This window comes from Flavobacterium sp. 90, from assembly GCF_004339525.1.
GTDB lineage: Bacteria > Bacteroidota > Bacteroidia > Flavobacteriales > Flavobacteriaceae > Flavobacterium.
Genome location: NZ_SMGE01000001.1, coordinates 2,002,600 through 2,021,900, shown reverse-complemented (window position 1 = coordinate 2,021,900; position 19,301 = coordinate 2,002,600). Strand labels below are relative to the sequence as shown.

The window sequence follows — 19,301 nt, the reverse complement described above, 5'->3', positions numbered from 1 at the left end:
GCATTAACAATTAAATTCTAACTTAATTTTAGTTGGTTTTGAACTTCCAAACCTGACCTACAGTTTCTCCACCTTTATTATCTTTTACTACAACTTTCCAGAAGTATTCTTTTGAAGCATTAAGCGTTACATCAAATGAAGTTGCACTTGTGTTTTCGCTAACTTTTATCGTTGGTGGATTTGTAGTTCCAAAATATACATCATATGTAAGAACATCCGTAGCATCAACATCTGTAGCGTTCCATTTTAAAGTTGCGGTTGCAGTATTCAAAAGAGAATTAATCGCCGGTTGTACTAATTCTGGTGAAAATGGTAAATGATTTACAACAGCTTCGCCTGTAGTATAAAGCTTGTAAGTAGGCGAATAAGAACTTGATAATCCTTTGCTGTCTGTAGCTTTTACTCTCCAGTAATAAGGTGTGTTTTTGTCCAGACTTATCGAAGAACTATTCGTTGTAACTTCATTTGTTTTTATAATTTGAGTAAAGGCATTATCTTTTGCTACCTGAATTTGGTAGGTAATAACATCTTTGTTAGCATCGGTAGAAGCATTCCATTGAAAACCAACAGTATTATCTACGCATAATTTGTTATCAATCGGAGCTGTTAAAGCAGGCACTGTAGGCGCAACATTCACAACTTCTGGCGTTGCAGAATCATCGCTCCCGCCACCGCAAGAAACAAGCGAAAATCCAATAATTGAAAGGTATATAAACTTCTTCATTTTTATTTTTTTATAATTTTAAGATATTCCGGAGTTTCTAAATAGACTTTGACAGCATAAATTCCTGAAGCTTGATTTTCTAGGTTTAATAATGCTTTTCCATTTTCGATAGTATAAGTTTTACCGGAAATTAATTGTCCTCCAAAATTGTACAACTCTATTTTAACTTCTGTTTTATTTGTTGGAATTTCAATTTCAAAACTTCCAGAAGTTGGATTTGGATATGCCGATAAAATTTGTGATTCAAAATCTGAAACAGAAACTTTTTTGGCAAAAACGCCTTCACAAGCTTTTGCAGTTGCTACTGTTACTAAAGCGTTTTTATCAACACTTAGAGAAAAAGCCGCATCATTTGTCTGAAATTGTTTATTTCCATCAACAAAAACTGTAAATGGTGCAGTTCCTTGTGTAATTTCAACATCAATTGTTTTAGAGGTTATGCTTGATTTTCCGGTAATAGTAACCGCTTTTGCAATTGTCAGTATGAAAGTTTGCTCATATACTTCTCCCGGAATTGTTATAATAACTGTGTAAGTTCCCGGTGCCAGATTGCTAATTTTTAGACTATTGTTTGTAAAAGTGGTAGCTTTTCCGTTTATGCTTGCAACATATGGGAATTCGGCACTTGCAGTTATAGTAATTTCCCCATTATTTTCTCCAACGCAAGATTCACCTTTTGTTTCTACAGCAAAGTTTTTAGAAGGTAAACTAAAGCTACATTCTGTATTATAACTTGCTGTTGCATCTTTATAAGTGGCCCATGTTTTATTAGAATAATCAACATCATCAACAAGTATGCAAGTTAAATTTGGATTGTTTGAAAAAATACTGTTATAATCAATCTCAAACTTTGTATTGTTGCCATTTTTTAAATTTAATTTGGTCATATTATTGCTGCCGCATAACAGTTGCTTCATCTTTGGATTGGCAGATATGTCTAAACTAGCGATTTTATTACCGCTACAGTATAAACGCTCTAATGCAGGGTTTTTTGAGACATCTAAGCTTGTTAGTTGATTAGATTCGCATATTAAAAAAGTTAACCCTGGTTTTTGTGATACATCCAATGTTGTTAACTGATTAAAAGAGCATTGTAATGTTTCTAAAGCAGGATATTTAGAAAGATCCAGACTTGTTATTTGATTCGATTCGCAAGAAATATTTTTTAAAAGTTTGTTGGCAGAAAAATCAATAGATGTTAGATTGTTATTACTAACATTAATAGAAGTTAACTTTACGTTTTTAGATACATCTAATCCAACAAGTTTATCGTTTGAACTGCAATTTAAAACTTCTAAGTCAAGATTTTGAGAAAGATCTAAACTTGTTAATAAACCTTGTCGTGGACTATAATTACCTTCTTCATTAGATGCTGAACACGCTAAACTCTTAAGTTTTTTGTTTGCCGTAACATCCAAGCTTGTTAATCTGTTTAGAGAGCAATCAAGCTTAGTTAATTCTAAGTTTTTTGATACATTAAGTGTTGTTAAATTATTTCTATAAATATTTAATTCAGTTAAAGCTAAATTGTTAGAAACGTCCAGAGTTTCTAATTTAGTTTGAGAAGAGATTAGTTTTCTTAAAGCTAAATTGTGAGAGATGTCAATTGTTTTTAGAGCACCACTATTAGAAGAAGGTAATGTTAATTCTTCAAGTGCTGTAAAATCTGCAATTCCTGTTAGGTCTTCGATTTTTAGATTGGTATAATAATCGCTCAAATCTAAAACTTTGACAATAGCAATTTTGCTAGTCAATACTTTACCATCTTCTACGGCATCAATACCCTTTGTTATTAGGGATTTTTCGAAATTAATATCTGGAATAAGAGTGTATTTTGCCGGAGCACATGGCGTATCAGTAAAAATTGTATAAGGATCAATATTTGATGTCCAATTTGTAGTCGAATATGCAACGTCATCTACAACTAAACAGTATAAACTTGGAGTTTCTCGAATAGATAAATCAGTACTTTTTATTTTGGTATTATTTCCATTTTTTAAGTTTAAATCACTTAATAATTTGTTTCCGTTACAATTAAAATAAGTCAAATTAACATTTTTAGAAACATCTAAAGTTTTAAGCTGATTATAACTGCCATTAAAATAATCTAAATTGATACTAGCTGCTACATTTACAGTTTCTATTAAATTTGATTGAAATTCAACTTTAGTTAAACCAGTGTTGGCAGAAAGATCTAAACTTGTCAATTTGTTGTAAGCACAGTTTAAATTATTTAAAGTGGCTCCAGCAGGAGTTTTGAGGCTTGTTAATTGATTAGAGGAACAATACACAAATCTCAGTTTTGTGTTTTTAGACAAATCTAATGTAGTAAGTAAATTAGTTTCGATCCATAAAATTTCTAAAGAAGTATTATTTGAAACATCTATAGAACTTAATTTATTTCCTGAACAGGTAATGTAATTCAATAATGTGTTTTTTGAAAGATTTATGGTCGCTAATTTATTATTATTTACTTTTAAAAATTGTAAGTTCTGATTTTGCGAAACATCTAAATTTGCCAATAAATTTCTATTTAAATCTAAGGAGTATAAAGAAGGATTTTGTGAAAAGTCTACATTTTCCAGCTTATTAGAAGCAAGATTAAGGTTACTTGCATTTTTATTGATATTTACGCTTGTGAGTTGATTATAACTAGAGTCAATGTTTAATAATAATAAATTTTTTGAAAGATCAAGAGTCGTCAAATTGTTGTTATTGCAATATAATGAGTACAAAGCACTAAAATCTTCGATTCCGGTTAAGTCACTAATTGAGCTATATGATATATCCAAAGATGTTAAAGTATTGATTTTTGATGTTAATATTTTACCATCAATAGCGCCAGAATCAATTCCTAAGTCGATCAGTTTTTTCTCAAAATTTGCATCAGGAATCATTGTGTATTGTGCAGGAGTTTCGGCAACATCTACAACAGAGACATTATCAACCAAAATTTCAGAATCAAGAGATCCGTTAGTCCAGATATCTACTTCAATATTTTCAGAAGCAGTTGAGGTATATTCAAATTCAACTTTTCTCCATTCAGTAGTTGAGAAAGTAACGTCTGATTTTTTGACTATCTCTTCCTTGAATGTTCCGGGTTTGTGGTAAACGCTAAAATCAATTGAAGAAAATGTACCTTTTACGACTTTGTGATACATCGTTACACGATACTTTTTACCAGCTTCTACCGCAAAATAGTCGCTATTTATGTAGTTAAATGTACCGCTGGCAACCATCATATTGGTACTTGATGCGCCATTTTGGGCAGTTGCGCTTTGAGAAACATAACCACTAAGATAACCATACCAACTATCAGGATGTGATGACGAAGACCAGTTTTCGAAGCTCCCATTTGGAACTAAGTTGGTTTGTGCAAAAATTGAAAAATTTGCTAATAACAGCAACAAGAGTAGTTTTGTTTTCATAGAGAGGGTTTATAATTCAGTCGGGCAATAGTAGGTAATTCAATTGTCGTTTCCTTACGGGAAAGCGTACTGGAATTTATTTCTCTTTAAATTTCCATAAAAATGAAAACAGTATATTTATAGATAAATTGATTAAAAAAACATGATTTAAGCGGTTTAATTGACCTTAGACAATACTTAAGAAAATATCAAAATTCATAAGGCATTGTTAATCGTTAGTTTTTTGTAACAAAAAATCATAATTTAGACCCATCTTTTAACTTTATAATAATATACAGATACATGAGTTCTATAAAACCCTTTACTTTATCAGCTTGGGTATTACTTGCTTTAGCTGGTAGTGCAAGCGTACAAGCACAAAATTCAGCGCCTAAAGTTCCAATTACGGCACCTTTGGCAATTGTAAAAAAAGCACCAGTTAGCGAAAACGAACTAAAAAGATGGAGTCATCTTGATTTAATCAAAGATTCAATTCCGGGAATGAGTGTTGATAGGGCTTACGCCGAATTATTACAAGGAAAAACAGGTAAAAAAGTAATTGTAGGTATAGTAGATTCAGGTGTTGATATTGAGCATCCGGACTTACAGGGAATGATCTGGACAAATCCAAAAGAAATTCCTGGTAACGGAATCGATGATGATAAAAATGGATTTATTGATGACGTTCACGGATGGAATTTTCTTGGAAATGCTGTTCATGAAAATCTTGAATTAACTCGTATCGTTAAAAAAGGCGACGATGGATCTGCTCAATACAAAGCAGCTTTGGCACAATATGACGAAAAAATAAGCGAGCTTCAAGAAGACAAACAACAAGTTGATTTTTTAATAGATGTTCATAATACTATTAAAAAGGAGTTAAATAAAACAGATTATAAATTAGAGGATTTAAGCAAGATTACTTCAACAGATCCAAAAGTTTTGAGAAGTAAAGATATCATGACTCAGGTTTTTGGTAATGCAGGACCAACTTTTAATCCTGAAGCTGATTTTGAAGAGTACAGAGAGCAAGTTTACGATCAATTCAATTATAATCTGAACAAAGAGTATGATGGAAGAAAAGTTGTAGGCGATAATCCGGAAGACATTAAAAACAATCATTATGGTAATAATATAGTTTTTGGTCCGGATAAAGAAAAAGCGCTTCACGGAACTCACGTTGCCGGAATCATTGCACAAATTCGCGGTAATAATCTTGGAGGAGACGGAGTTTCTAACAATGTTGAAATCCTTACAGTAAGAGCAGTTCCTGATGGAGATGAGTACGATAAAGATATTGCTTTGGCGATTCGTTATGCAGTAGATAATGGAGCAAAAGTAATCAACGGAAGTTTTGGAAAAAGTTTTTCTCCGCACAAACAATGGGTTTATGATGCGATAAAATATGCTGCTAAAAAAGATGTTTTAATTGTTCACGCAGCTGGTAATGACGGTTATAATATCGACGAAACTAAAAACATCAATTACCCAAATGATTCTGAAGACAATATTAAAGAATTTGCTGATAATGTAATTACAATTGGAGCAATCAATAAAGAATATGGCGAAAATGTAGTAGCTTCATTCTCAAACTTCGGAAAAATAAATGTTGACGTTTTTGCACCAGGAGAAGAAATCTACGCAACGGTTCCAAACGATAAATACAAATATTTACAAGGAACTTCAATGGCAGCACCAAATGCTGCAGGAGTAGCGGCTTTGATTCGTTCTTATTATCCAAAATTAAAAGCTTCTCAGGTAAAACAGATTTTAATGGAATCCGGAGTTGCGCTTCCTTCAATGGTAGTTTTGGGTAAAAATCCAAATCCAACTCAAAAACCAGTTCCGGTTTCGTCAGTTGAATCTTCGAAATCAGCTAAAATGGTTAATGCCTATAATGCTTTATTGATGGCAGAAAAAATGTCAAAGAAATAAAAACAAAATAGAATACTAATCTAATGGAAGAGTGGCAACTCTTCCATTTTTATTAAAACAATCATGCGAAAAATTATACTACTATCTTTTTTGAGTTTGGGTTTAAACTCTTTATCTGCGCAAAATGCTCCATATTGGCAACAACATGTCGATTACAAAATGGAAGTTTCGATGGATGTAAAAAACTATCAGTACAAAGGGAAACAGGAATTGGTTTATACCAATAATTCGCCTGATACCTTAAGAAAAGTTTTTTATCATTTATATCCAAATGCATTTCAGCCAGGAAGCGAAATGGATGCACGTTTGCATTCTATAAAAGATCCTGATGGAAGAATGGTAAGTAAAGTAAAAGGTGCCGATGGTAAAGAGGTTAAACAAAGTAGAATTGAAACTTTGAAACCAAATGAAATTGGATATCTAAAAATCACAAATCTTAAACAAGATGGCGTAACGGCGCAAACCAGAGTTTCAGGAACTATTCTGGAAGTTACTTTGGCTAAGCCAATTTTGCCTAATTCACAAGCGACATTTACGCTAGATTTTGACGGACAAGTTCCGGTTCAAATTCGTCGTTCAGGACGTAATAATTCTGAAGGAGTTGAACTTTCAATGTCACAATGGTATCCTAAATTAGCCGAATTTGATTTTGAAGGCTGGCATGCAGATCCATATATTGCGAGAGAATTTCACGGTGTTTGGGGTAATTTTGATGTAAAAATTACAATTGATAAAGACTATACAATTGGAGGTTCAGGATATTTGCAAGACAAAAATCAAATTGGTCACGGATATGAAGATGCTGGTGTAACGGTTGTTTATCCAAAGAAAACAAAAACATTAACATGGCATTTTATTGCGCCAAATGTTCACGATTTTACTTGGGCTGCAGACAAAGAATATACACATGATATTGTAAAAGGACCAAATGATGTTGAATTACATTATTTCTATAAAAACAATCCAAAAACTACTGAAAACTGGAAAAAGTTAGAGCCTTTGATGGTTAAAGTAATGGATTTTTACAATCATAAAGTTGGTGCATATCCATACAAACAATATTCATTTATTCAAGGTGGAGACGGTGGAATGGAGTATGCAATGTGTACTTTAATGCTTGGAAACGGAACTCTTGAAGGTATTTTGGGAACCGCAACACACGAAATGGGACATTCTTGGTTTCAGCATATTTTAGCTTCAAATGAATCAAAACACCCTTGGATGGACGAAGGTTTTACAACTTACATCGAAGACATGGCTTTGAATGAATTAAAAGGAGATAAAAAAGTAGAAAATCCGTTTAAAGGAAATTATACAGCGTATTATAACTTAGTAAATTCCGGAAAAGAGCAGCCACAAACTACTCACGGTGATCGTTATGATGAGAACAGACCTTACAGTATTTCCTCTTATGTAAAAGGAAGTATCTTTTTGTCGCAATTAGAATATGTAATAGGAAAAGAGAATGTAGATGCAACTTTAAAAAGATATTTCAACGATTTTAAATTCAAACATCCAACTCCAAACGATATCAAAAGAACAGCTGAAAGAGTTTCCGGAGCTGAGTTAGATTGGTATTTAGTTGATTGGGCAGAAACTTTAAATACAATCGATTACGGTATCAAAGATGTTGCAGATAATGGTGGAAAAACAACGGTAAGTTTAGAAAGAATTGGAAGAATGCCAATGCCAATAGATTTAACCGTAGAATATACAGACGGAACATCTGAGAGTTTTTATATTCCGTTAAGAATGATGAATTATATTAAACCAAATCCAAATCCAAACGTAAAAAGAACAGTTCTGGAAGATTGGGCTTGGGCACAATCAAACTACAGTTTTACAATTGATAAAAGCAAAACGGCGATTAAAAAAATCACGATTGATCCAAGCGGATTAATGGCTGATGTAAAAGCTGCAAATAATGTTTATGAAGTAAAATAATCAAAATAAACTTTAATGAAAAAGCCCTTAAAATATTTTAAGGGCTTTTCTTTTTTCAAATTTATCTAAAATCGAATTATATTGTTTTTACTTCCGTAATGAGGTTAGATTGTACTTTTTTAAACGGAAACCATTCTCGATAGCTGGCAGATCTCCACAACCATTCAATCGGGCCATAATTGTATTTTGACAACCACCATTTGCTTATAAATAATTGAATGATGAAAATGAAAATAGCTAAAGAAAAGTAAAACCAATATGGCATCGAATTTCCTATTCCTAAACCAATTCCGGAGAAAATAAATGCTGCTAATATATTTTGAACAATATAATTAGTTAGCGTCATTTTTCCTGCAGCACTAAAATATTTGAATATTGTTTTTAGTTTGTTGTTGATGTAAAACAAACAGATTCCGCTGGCAATGAAAATCATTGTACTTAAAATCACCCAATATGCAGGAACAAAATATTCGAGAAATGTGGCTTTGTTTTTTTCACCCAAAATAAAAATTAAAGCGATGATTATGGCACAGCTTAAACTTATATAAAGTACATATTTTAGTAATTTTTTCATTTCGTTTAAGCGATTAAAAAATGCTATTCTTTGAAGTAAAAATCCAAAAAGCATACACGTAAACATTACAATATGTGCCGTAATTAAATATCCCGGAATAATTATTTGTTCATAATAAGAAGCTAATAAGTTAAATCTGAAAAAATCTATCCAATTTCCGGAGTGGTATAGTTTTAAGTATTCAGGATTAGTTGTGATCTCAGGATGAACTATATTAATCTGGCTTACGTAAGCCGCCCAAAATGGAATACTCAGGAAAAGAACTGAACAGATTATAGCTAATGTCTTTGTTGGAATTTTATAAAAAAGTAACAACAAAAGTCCAAGAAAAGCATAATCTTTTAAGATGTCACCTAGCCAAAAAGAAGAATCAATAAAAGCTAGTACAAAAAGTAATATCATTCTCCAGGAAAAAAACAAAACAGGATGTTTGCCTTTGCTCGCTACGTTATTGATTAAAATGGCAAAACCAAAGCCAAATAGCAGCGTTAATAATGTCCAGGATTTTGCTGCAAAAAAGATTTGATTAAAAACTTGAAGAATATTAGAAACAGTATCGGTTTTAATTTTTGTTTGTAATCCAATATGAAGAAAATCTCCATAATTACCAATTGCAACGCCCAAGAGAGCCCAGCCTCTAAGAATGTCGACAATAGCAGTTCTTTTGCTTTGTTCGACGGGATGATGAGAATTTGTCATTTGATTAACGTTTTTGTTGTGATTTGATTGATGATTTTAGATAAATTTGAAATTATTCTAATAGCTTCAAAAGTAAGAAAATTTTGAAGCGATCTGTTTTGTCTAAAAATATATTTCACAAAAAAAGCGTGTTATTTTAAAAGTATCTCTTTTAAAATAACACGCTTGAAATCAATGACGAATTTTGGTTATCCCAAATGTTCCAACATATCTTTTGTCATAGTTTCAAGATCAAAAGTATGTTTCCAACCCCAATCTTTTCTAGCTTCTGTATCGTCAATACTTGCCGGCCAGCTATCCGCAATTTTCTGACGGAAATCAGGCTCATAAGTAATTGTAAATTCAGGAATATGTTTTTTAATTTCGTTAGCAATTTCAGTTGGAGTAAAACTCATTGCGGCTAAATTGTATGAAGAATGTATTTTGATTTCTTCAGCCGGAGCTTTCATAATATTGATTGTTGCATCGATGGCATCATCCATATACATCATTGGCATTTTTGTCTCTGATGATAAAAAGCACTCGTATTTTTTATCGGCAATAGCCTTATAGAAAATATCAACAGCATAATCTGTAGTTCCGCCACCAGGAGGAGTTGACCAGCTTATTAAACCAGGATAACGGATGCTTCGAACATCAACGCCATAAATATTATGGTAATATTCACACCATCTTTCACCGGCTTGTTTACTGATTCCGTAAACCGTTGAAGGTTCCATAACGGTATATTGAGGCGTATTTTCTTTTGGAGTAGTTGGTCCAAAAACCGCAATACTTGAAGGCCAGAATATCTTCTGTATTTTTTTGGCTTTAGCCAAATTCAAAACGTGAAATAATGAATTCATATTTAAATCCCATGCAAAAGCAGGATTCTTCTCAGCTGTAGCCGATAAAAGTGCCGCCATCAAATAAATATCTGTAATTTTATGCACTTCGACAAGATGTTCAATTTGATTGAAATCTAAGGCATTCACCACTTCAAAAGGACCTGAATTAACAACATCAGTATTTAATTTTCGAATATCAGAAGCAATTACATTTTCTGTTCCGTATAACTTACGTAATTTTTGAGTCAGTTCAGTCCCAATTTGACCGCAAGCGCCAATGATCAATATTTTTGGATTCATTTTTGAATAGTTTTTAGAGACGCAAATATAACGTTTTCGCAAATATTTTTACTTTTTAGAAAAACAAATTATAAATTTAATAAGGATGAAGTTTGTTTTTTAGATTATTCTCTGTGAGAGTATTATTTCAGGACTTAATTTAAAGATGAATTTAGCCACAGATTTAGCGGATTAAACGGATTAATGCGGATAGTTTTTTACCGCAAAGTGCGCAAAGTTTTTTTGCTTAGGATTACGCATATTAAACGCAAAGTTCGCAAAGCTATATCCAGATAAAGCTTTGCGAACTTTGCGTTTGTATAAAGCCATAACATATAAAAAAAACTTTGCGTGCTTTGCGGTTAAATTTTTATGTAAAGATTTATTTTATGTTCAGACAGATTTTTTTACCACAAAGCATACAAAGCTAAATCAACACAAAGCTTTGCGAACTTTGCGATTACTAACCATAATCCAAAACAAAAAACCTTTGCGCACTTTGCGGTAAAATTCCCCAAGTAGAGTTTGAAAAAATAATCTGCGTTAATCCGTTTAATCCGCAAAATCCGTGGGCCAAAAAAGCACGCCAGATTTATATAATCTTTAGCAAAAAACAGAATTCGTAATTGTAAAATTACTTTGTAACTTTGTAGCTTAATGTTTTACAAATGAAATATAAAATATCTCTTTTTCTGCTTTTAATTTTTGTGCTGAATTCATGTCAAAATCAAGATGAAAGACGTCGAGCTGAAAATGAAAAAGAAGCAAAGAAAAACGAAATCATTTTTAATAATATAAATAAAGCCTGGACATTTATTGATGAACCCATCAATGAGGTTGCAGAACAAAAGATGAGTTCGTGGACTGAATGGCGTGATTTTCTAAAGGAAATTGGCGATAAACCAAGAAAAACGATCGGAGCTTTTCAGAAAAAATCAGCTGCAATTTCAAAAAAAGCATTTGCTTTAAACAACAATATTCCGGCTGAATTTAATGTTCCTCAGATAAAAAGCCGAATTTCAATTTTGATTACTAAAGTCAAAATGATGGATTTATTTATTAATCTGAGTACAATTCCGGATAAGAAAGTGACGTTTCTGATTGGAGATATTAATAAAGAACTGGTTTCATTAGAAAGACAAATGGATCAGGTTGTTGTAAAAAGTAAAATTCCAAAAGAAGAAGGAGAAGAAGATTTCTTGAGAATGTTAGATACAACGCGCGCTATTCCAAATTCGAATATAGTTCCGGTTGCTCCTCCGGTGCAAAATGTAAATAAAAAGTTACCAACAGTTGACTAAAAACGCCTTATATACCATGTATGATAATCTGCCAAAAAATGAGCAGATTGCCACACAATTAGTAGAACAGAATCAAATAAAAATGCATCTTAACGGATTGTTAGGATCTGCAGTTTCATTTGTGATTCGTTCTGTTTTCAAAAAAACCGAGTTGCCTTTTCTAGTTGTTTTAGACAATAAAGAAGAAGCCGCTTATTATTTGAACGATCTGGAACAAATGATTGGCGAACAGGATGTTTTATTTTATCCTGCATCATTTCGTCGTCCGTACCAAGTTGATGAAACTGATAATGCCAATGTTTTGCTTCGTGCTGAGGTTTTAAACCGAATTAATTCCCGAAAAAAACCGGCTATAATTGTTACCTATCCTGAAGCTCTTTTTGAGAAAGTAGTGACGCGTCAGCAATTAGACAAAAACACCTTGAAAGTCGCTTTGAATGATAAAATTTCGATCGATTTTATCAACGAAGTTTTGTTTGAATATGAATTCAAAAGAGTCGATTTTATTACAGAACCCGGCGAGTTTTCGGTTCGTGGAGGAATTGTCGATGTATTCTCTTTTTCAAACGATCATCCGTATAGAATTGAGTTTTTTGGAAACGAAGTAGATAGCATCAGAAGTTTTGATGTAGAAACGCAGTTATCTGTAGAAACTCATAAAAAAATCACCATAATCCCGAATGTTGAAAACAAGATATTTCAGGAAAACCGAGAAAGCTTTTTAGATTATATTGCCGAAAAAACAGTTCTTTTTATTCAAAATACAGACGGACTTTTTAGTCAGTTAGACAAACAATTTGCAAGAGCCGAAGAAGCTTTTGAAAAACTTTCGAAAGAGATAAAACACGCAGAACCGGAGCAATTATTCTTAAATCAAGCTTCGTTTATAAAACGTGCTTTGGATTTTTCGATTGTAGAATTGGCTTCAAAACCAATTTTTAAAATCACTAAAACATTCGAATTTCATATTCAGCCGCAGCCATCTTTCAACAAACAATTTGATTTGTTATTGAATAATTTAAGCGATAATCATTTTAACGGATACAAGAATTATTTGTTCTGTTCGAATGAAACTCAGGCAAAACGTTTTCATGATATTTTTGAAACTTTAGACGAAGCCAATTCAGAGAATATTCGCAAGCAATATCATACCGTTGTATTGCCTTTGTACCAAGGTTTTATTGACGAGGAAAATCAGATTACGGCGTATACAGATCACCAGATTTTTGAACGTTATCACAAATTCAATATCAAAAACGGTTATTCTAAAAAACAGAATATTACGCTAAAAGAATTAACCTCACTTTCGGTTGGAGATTATGTAACGCACATTGATCACGGAATTGGAAAGTTTGGCGGATTACAGAAAATTCAGGTCGAAGGAAAAACGCAGGAAGCTATAAAACTTGTTTATGCTGATAATGATATTGTTTATGTAAGTATCCATTCGCTTCATAAAATCTCGAAATACAACGGAAAAGACGGAACGCCGCCGAAGATTTATAAGTTAGGATCGAATGCCTGGAAAATTTTAAAACAAAAAACCAAAGCGCGCGTCAAACATATTGCTTTCAACTTGATTCAGTTGTATGCAAAACGTCGTTTAGAAAAAGGTTTTCAGTTTGCGCCGGACAGTTATTTACAAAACGAATTAGAAAGCTCGTTTATTTATGAAGATACGCCGGATCAAACTAAATCAACGCAAGAAGTAAAAGCCGACATGGAAAGCGATCGCCCAATGGATCGATTGGTTTGTGGCGACGTAGGTTTCGGAAAAACGGAAGTTGCCATTCGTGCTGCTTTTAAAGCTGTCGATAATAGCAAACAAGTTGCCGTTTTGGTTCCGACAACGATTTTGGCGTACCAACATTACAGAACTTTCACCGAAAGACTAAAAGATATGCCGGTTTCAATTGGTTATTTAAACCGATTCAGAACCGCAAAACAAAAAGCACAAACCCTAAAAGATCTAGCCGAAGGGAAATTAGATATCGTAATTGGAACGCATCAGTTAGTCAACAAAAATGTAGTTTTTAAAGACCTTGGTTTGTTGATTGTCGACGAAGAACAAAAGTTTGGAGTTAACGTAAAAGATAAATTGAAGACGATTGCGGCAAATGTCGACACGTTGACATTAACAGCAACGCCAATCCCGAGAACGCTTCAGTTTTCGTTAATGGCGGCAAGAGATTTATCGGTAATTACAACGCCTCCGCCAAATCGTTATCCAATAGAAACAAACGTTGTTGGTTTTAGTGAAGAAGTAATTCGGGACGCGATTTCGTATGAAATTCAACGTAACGGACAAGTTTTCTTTATCAATAACAGAATTGAAAATATAAAAGAAGTTGCCGGAATGATTCAGCGTTTGGTTCCAAATGCAAGAGTCGGAATTGGTCATGGACAAATGGAAGGTGCCAAACTCGAGGAATTGATGTTAGGTTTCATGAACGGAGATTTTGATGTTTTGGTTGCAACCACAATTATCGAAAGTGGTCTTGACGTTCCAAATGCCAACACGATTTTCATCAATAATGCCAATAATTTCGGATTGTCAGATTTGCATCAAATGCGTGGTCGAGTAGGGCGAAGCAACAAAAAAGCATTCTGTTATTTCATCTGTCCGCCGTATTCATCAATGACCGAAGATGCGAGAAAACGTATTCAGGCTTTGGAACAATTTAGCGAATTAGGAAGCGGTTTCAACATTGCTATGAAAGATCTTGAAATTCGTGGTGCAGGAGATTTATTAGGTGGTGAACAAAGTGGTTTCATTAATGAAATTGGTTTTGATACGTACCAAAAAATCATGAACGAAGCCATTGAGGAATTAAAAGAAAACGAATTCAAAGATTTATATCCTGAAGAAAACGATATTGAAACTAAAGAATATGTAAAAGATCTACAAATCGATACTGATTTTGAGTTGCTGTTTTCTGATGAATATATTAATAATGTCACCGAGCGTTTGAGTTTATATAACGAATTGGGTGGCGTGAAAAATGAAGCCGAATTAGTTATTTTCCAAAATAAATTAATTGACCGTTTTGGTCCAATGCCTCCGCGTGCTAATGCTTTGATGAATAGTATTCGCATCAAATGGATTGCGACAGCCGTTGGTATTGAAAAACTGGTGATGAAAAAAGGTAAAATGATTGGTTATTTCGTTTCAGATCAACAATCAGATTATTATCAATCGAAGCGTTTTCATAAGATGATAAAGTTTGTGCAAACGCACAGTAATCTTTGTACAATGAAAGAAAAACAAACGCCAAACGGTTTACGACTTTTATTGACTTTCGACAATGTAAAATCAACCAAACGAGCTTTGGAATTAATGGAAATGTTGGGAGAGTAAAAGAAAAAGTTGCCACGAATTTCACGAATTTACACTAATAATTTTCGTGTGAATTCGTGAAATTCGTGGCAAAAAAATAATACTAAAATCTTAAGTTTTATTTATCTTTTACTTAAGAGAAATCTTAAGACGAGAAAGTTTTCTTTGAATCAAAATTTTAAAGAAACTTCTACATGCAATATCAATTTATTCTTCTGTTTTTATTTTTTGGATTAACTACAATTTCAGCTCAACAAACAAAGAACATGGTTTTAAATGATTCTCTAAAATCAGAAATCATTGATCCGCTTCGTCCTGCAAAAGCAGCATTTTATTCGGCTATTTTTCCTGGTTTAGGACAGATTTATAATAAGAAATATTGGAAACTTCCTTTGGTATACGGAGCAATTGGAGTGAGCACTTATTTTTATATTGACAGTAAGAAAAACTACAACATTTATCGAAACGAATACAAAAGTAGATTGTTAGGCAACACAAGTGGTTCTGAATATTTGGCTAACTTAAGCAATAGCCAATTAATTGCTGCCCAAAAGCAATATCAAAGAAATAGAGATTTATCGGCTTTGTTTATTGTTGGTTTTTATGTTTTAAATATAATTGATGCCAATATTGACGCTGCTTTATCTCAATTTAATGTGAGCGAAAACTTGGCTTTTAAACCTGCAGTAATAAAAAATGATATAACATTTAATAATAATTTTGGGTTCACTCTTAATTATTCATTTTAAAAAAGTCGCCACGAATTTCACAAATTAGCACGAATTTAATTCGTGTAATATGAAAAAAATAATTCGTGTTAATTTGTGAAATTCGTGGCTAAAAATAAAAATGGCGTATGAAAATCTCATACGCCATTTCTTTTTAATAAAATTGAAATTATTTAACGATCAGTTTTTTAGTCACATTATATTCGTTTGAATTAATATTTACAATATATAAACCTTCTGCTAAATTGTGATTAATTTGTCCTGAAGTCGAAAGTCTTTCTGTTAAAACAGTTCTTCCGTTCATATCAGAAACCGTAATTGTAGTTACATCTCCAGTTTCTGATTCAGGTAATAATACATGAAATTGATTGTCTGTAGAAGGATTTGGATAAATACCAATTACTTTTTCGGTTGCTAAAACATCTTGTGAATTCATAACAGATTTTGAAGTAGAAACAGTTGTTGTTTCTAATTGCCATTGTGCGCTGTACCAACCATCTTGAGAATTACCATATTGTGCAGAACCTGTTTGATTCTCAACATGAATAATGTTTCCGGTTTGCCATCTGTTTCTTAATCTAACCCAAGTTCCGTCGATATAATCGCTTGACCATTGTGCGCTCCAGAAAGTAGTATCGGTAATATTAGCCTGAACACTTCCGGTTTGGCTTTCTATATTCATTAATTCGCCAGTTGCTACATTTTTAAGTACAAAATAAGTGGCGTCGATAGCGATTTTTTGCCATTTATAATTGTTGTTTGCAACCGTTGCACCATAACCTACATTTGCTCCGGCATCAGATAAATAAGCTCCGGTCCATCTGTTTTTTATTGTATAATACGTTCCTGTTGCAGTCGAAACTGTTACAGCACAAGTATTTGTTTTACTTCCATCAACCGTAGTTACTGTAATATTTGCTGATCCGTTTGCTACAGCCGTTACCAATCCAGATGAATTTACAGTTGCCACAGCTGTATTGCTTGAACTGTAATTTACAGATTTGTTTGTTGCATTTGCAGGAAGAATTGTTGGAGTCAATTGTTGCGTTCCGCCAACAGATAATGATGCCGAAGTTGGACTCAAACTCACACTTGTTACAGCTACGTTTGTTGCATTTACGGTTACTGCACAAGTTGCCGTTTTTGCTCCGTCTTGGGTTGTAACTGTAATTGTTGCAGAACCTGCAGCTACAGCGGTTATTAATCCCGAAGTATTTACAGTTGCTACAGCAGTATTACTTGAAGCATAACTAACTGTTTTATTTGTTGCTGTTGCAGGCGCAACTGTAGGTGTTAATTGTTGTGTTGCACCAACCAATAAAGTAGCTGTTGTTGGCGATAATGTAACTCCTGTAACCGCTACAACAGTTCCCGGATTTGAATCATACCAAGTTGTATTCATGTACCAACCCGTTTTGTTTCTGCTTAAATCAGCGGTTTGGTTTGTTCCATCATTAAAAATTAAATTAGTCGAAGTTACATTTGTAAACGTATAACTGTACCAACCATTTCCGGCATCGGCCATGTTTACGCCTGGCCATGATGCATCAGCCAAAACTCCTGTTGGTAAAGCACTCCAATAATAAATTTTAATTCCGGTTCCCCAATTTGATGGTTTGTAGAAATAAACCGTGAAATTAGTATTTGCGTTTACGGTAATGGCTGCAATTGCGGTTTTGCTTCCGTCTTGCGTTGTTACAGTAATATTTGCCGTTCCTGCTGAAACCGCTGTAACTAATCCAGATGAGTTTACAGTTGCAACTGCTGTATTACTAGAACTCCATGTTACCGTTTTGTTTGTTGCATTTGCCGGAGCAATCGTAGCCGAAAGTTGTTGTGTGTTTCCTGCATATAAACTTGCCGTTGTTGGCGAAACACTTACAGAAGCAACCGGAATTGCCGCAACAGTTATAGCTGAGGTTGCTGTTTTATTTCCGTCAACTGTTTTAACGGTAATAGTTGCTGTACCTGCAGAAACCGCTGAAACTAATCCAGAAGCATTTACAGTTGCTACAGCTGTATTGCTTGATGTCCAGGTTACGTTTTGATTTGTTGCATTTGCCGGAGCAAGAGTAGCGTTTAATTGTTGCGTAGATCCTAAACCAACTGTTACAGTTGTTGGACTAACCGAAACTCCTGTAACGGCTACAACCGGTGCATTAGTATTGGTTAAAACCAAATATTCGTAAGCCGCAAATGTTCTTGTAGCGCCAGTAGTTAAAGTTACCGAAGCATTGTTGTTATAAGGATTTACATAAGTTCCTGCTAAAGCTGCCGGAATTACATACGACTTAGAAGCATTTCTTAAATTTGACATTACGATTACTTTTTCAGTACCTAATGTTTTGGTAAAAATACTGATATCATCATTCGCATATGTGGTTAAATCACCGCGTCTAATGGCTGCACTTGTTGCTCTAAAGTTTAGAATTTTTGCGAAATCTGCTGCTGCAGTTGGATTTTGAGACCAGTTGAATTTGAAGTTTGTCCAAGGCCAATCTGTTTTTGGTTCGTAGTCAATTTCTTGTCCGCTCATTAAAAAAGGAACACCTTTCATATAAGCCGAAACTAAGAAATTAGCAACAATACCATTATGGGTTTTGAACGCAACAAATGGTCTTCTTACGCCATTATCATTCGTATAAGTATCATGATTACCGGTATATCTAACTATTTGCTGATTTCCAGTTGCTTTCGCATATTCATAAGTAGTCTGATCCTGAATTCTTTGAGAAACCGGTCCTCCATTAGCAATATCATATAAACCGCTGTGAAACCATCTGTCACCATAATTCATGTCAAAACCAACCTGAAAGTTTTCTTGTCTGTCTCCTTCGGCTAACATTAATAAATTATGAGAAGAAATGCTTCTAAGGTTTGAATTGACTTCAGACCAAAAATCCAAAGGAGGATTATTAGCATAATCACAACGATAACCGTCTACGTTTGCAGCAAAAATCCAATAGCGCATTGCGTCTTTGATAGCATTTCTCGTAGCTGAACTATTAAGATCTAATGCTGCGATATCAGAGAAGTTTCCTAATTGTTGAATTGTAGTTCCGGTTCTCATATAATATTCCGGATGTGAAGTTGTCCAGACATTGTCCCACGAAGTTCCGTTGATGGCAATATCTAAAATAACTGCCATTCCGCGGCTGTGAGCACCATCAACTAAAGTTCTTAAATCTGAAAGAGAACCATATTCTGATCCTACAGCTTTAAAATCTTTAATACAATAAGGCGAAGCCGAACTTTTGGAATCAGTACCGTGTGGGTAAATTGGCATTAAATAAATCACATTGGTGCCAAGTGCTTTTATATTATCTAAACGGGCGGTTACTCCGGCTAAATCTCCGTTGGCACTAAACGGACGAATATGTACCTGATACATGTTTACGTCTCTCGTATCTGGAACACCAGCGAATGGCGTGCCGTATTGAGGCGGATCTTGTGCGTAAACTGAACTTGCAAATAATAACAGAAAACAGATTATTGTTTTCGTAAAATGAAATAATCCTGGGGTAATTTTGATTTTCATGATTTTTT

The 19,301-nt window shown here is 33.7% G+C and carries 10 protein-coding genes; 5 read left to right on the top strand and 5 right to left on the bottom strand.

Annotated features, from left to right (window positions below):
• Window positions 1-28: 28 nt before the first annotated feature.
• Together C8C83_RS08105 and C8C83_RS08100 are read right to left on the bottom strand one after the other, a co-directional pair.
• Window positions 29-724, bottom strand: coding sequence for a hypothetical protein (locus C8C83_RS08105; RefSeq protein WP_121327661.1), 696 nt, complete (start codon window positions 722-724; stop codon window positions 29-31).
• 2 nt (window positions 725-726) lie between these two features.
• Complete coding sequence (locus tag C8C83_RS08100; protein WP_132011717.1) at window positions 727-4,152, bottom strand: T9SS type A sorting domain-containing protein; 3,426 nt, start codon at window positions 4,150-4,152, stop codon at window positions 727-729.
• Window positions 4,153-4,434: 282 nt separating this feature from the next.
• On the opposite strand from C8C83_RS08100, the gene C8C83_RS08095 reads away from it, so the two are divergent.
• A complete protein-coding gene (locus C8C83_RS08095; RefSeq protein WP_121327655.1) occupies window positions 4,435-6,066 on the top strand; it encodes a S8 family peptidase in 1,632 nt (543 codons plus the stop codon).
• Between the two features lie 63 nt (window positions 6,067-6,129).
• Window positions 6,130-8,010, top strand: coding sequence for a M1 family metallopeptidase (locus C8C83_RS08090; RefSeq protein ID WP_121327653.1), 1,881 nt, complete (start codon window positions 6,130-6,132; stop codon window positions 8,008-8,010).
• A 76-nt stretch (window positions 8,011-8,086) separates the two neighbouring features.
• On the opposite strand, the gene C8C83_RS08085 is transcribed toward C8C83_RS08090, so the two are convergent.
• Both C8C83_RS08085 and C8C83_RS08080 read right to left on the bottom strand, forming a co-directional pair.
• The gene (locus C8C83_RS08085; protein WP_121327651.1) at window positions 8,087-9,283 is read right to left on the bottom strand and encodes a DUF418 domain-containing protein; all 1,197 of its coding nucleotides are present in this window, start codon (window positions 9,281-9,283) and stop codon (window positions 8,087-8,089) included.
• A 188-nt stretch (window positions 9,284-9,471) separates the two neighbouring features.
• The gene (locus C8C83_RS08080) at window positions 9,472-10,410 is read right to left on the bottom strand and encodes an L-threonine 3-dehydrogenase (protein WP_121327649.1); all 939 of its coding nucleotides are present in this window, start codon (window positions 10,408-10,410) and stop codon (window positions 9,472-9,474) included.
• 647 nt (window positions 10,411-11,057) lie between these two features.
• On the opposite strand from C8C83_RS08080, the gene C8C83_RS08075 reads away from it, so the two are divergent.
• From C8C83_RS08075 to C8C83_RS08065, 3 genes are all read left to right on the top strand, one after another.
• On the top strand, window positions 11,058-11,690 hold the full coding sequence (locus C8C83_RS08075) for a hypothetical protein (protein WP_121327648.1): 633 nt from the start codon (window positions 11,058-11,060) through the stop codon (window positions 11,688-11,690).
• Window positions 11,683-15,048 (top strand): transcription-repair coupling factor, encoded by a 3,366-nt coding sequence (mfd, locus tag C8C83_RS08070; protein ID WP_121327646.1) that lies wholly within the window; start codon window positions 11,683-11,685, stop codon window positions 15,046-15,048. The genes C8C83_RS08075 and mfd overlap by 8 nt, the downstream gene beginning before the upstream one ends.
• Window positions 15,049-15,221: 173 nt before the next feature.
• On the top strand, window positions 15,222-15,776 hold the full coding sequence (locus C8C83_RS08065; protein ID WP_121327644.1) for a DUF5683 domain-containing protein: 555 nt from the start codon (window positions 15,222-15,224) through the stop codon (window positions 15,774-15,776).
• A gap of 148 nt (window positions 15,777-15,924) precedes the next feature.
• Here C8C83_RS08065 and C8C83_RS27375 read toward each other — a convergent pair whose 3' ends face one another.
• Window positions 15,925-19,293, bottom strand: coding sequence for an Ig-like domain-containing protein (locus C8C83_RS27375; RefSeq protein ID WP_233566033.1), 3,369 nt, complete (start codon window positions 19,291-19,293; stop codon window positions 15,925-15,927).
• Window positions 19,294-19,301: the final 8 nt, after the last annotated feature.

Excerpts from the sequence above, each read along its gene's own strand:
- C8C83_RS08105 (WP_121327661.1), bottom strand. The coding sequence starts at position 724 with ATGAAGAAGTTTATATACCTTTCAATTATTGGATTTTCGCTTGTTTCT.
- C8C83_RS08100 (WP_132011717.1), bottom strand. The coding sequence starts at position 4,152 with ATGAAAACAAAACTACTCTTGTTGCTGTTATTAGCAAATTTTTCAATT.
- C8C83_RS08095 (WP_121327655.1), top strand. The coding sequence starts at position 4,435 with ATGAGTTCTATAAAACCCTTTACTTTATCAGCTTGGGTATTACTTGCT.
- C8C83_RS08090 (WP_121327653.1), top strand. The coding sequence starts at position 6,130 with ATGCGAAAAATTATACTACTATCTTTTTTGAGTTTGGGTTTAAACTCT.
- C8C83_RS08085 (WP_121327651.1), bottom strand. The coding sequence starts at position 9,283 with ATGACAAATTCTCATCATCCCGTCGAACAAAGCAAAAGAACTGCTATT.
- C8C83_RS08080 (WP_121327649.1), bottom strand. The coding sequence starts at position 10,410 with ATGAATCCAAAAATATTGATCATTGGCGCTTGCGGTCAAATTGGGACT.
- C8C83_RS08075 (WP_121327648.1), top strand. The coding sequence starts at position 11,058 with ATGAAATATAAAATATCTCTTTTTCTGCTTTTAATTTTTGTGCTGAAT.
- C8C83_RS08065 (WP_121327644.1), top strand. The coding sequence starts at position 15,222 with ATGCAATATCAATTTATTCTTCTGTTTTTATTTTTTGGATTAACTACA.
- C8C83_RS27375 (WP_233566033.1), bottom strand. The coding sequence starts at position 19,293 with ATGAAAATCAAAATTACCCCAGGATTATTTCATTTTACGAAAACAATA.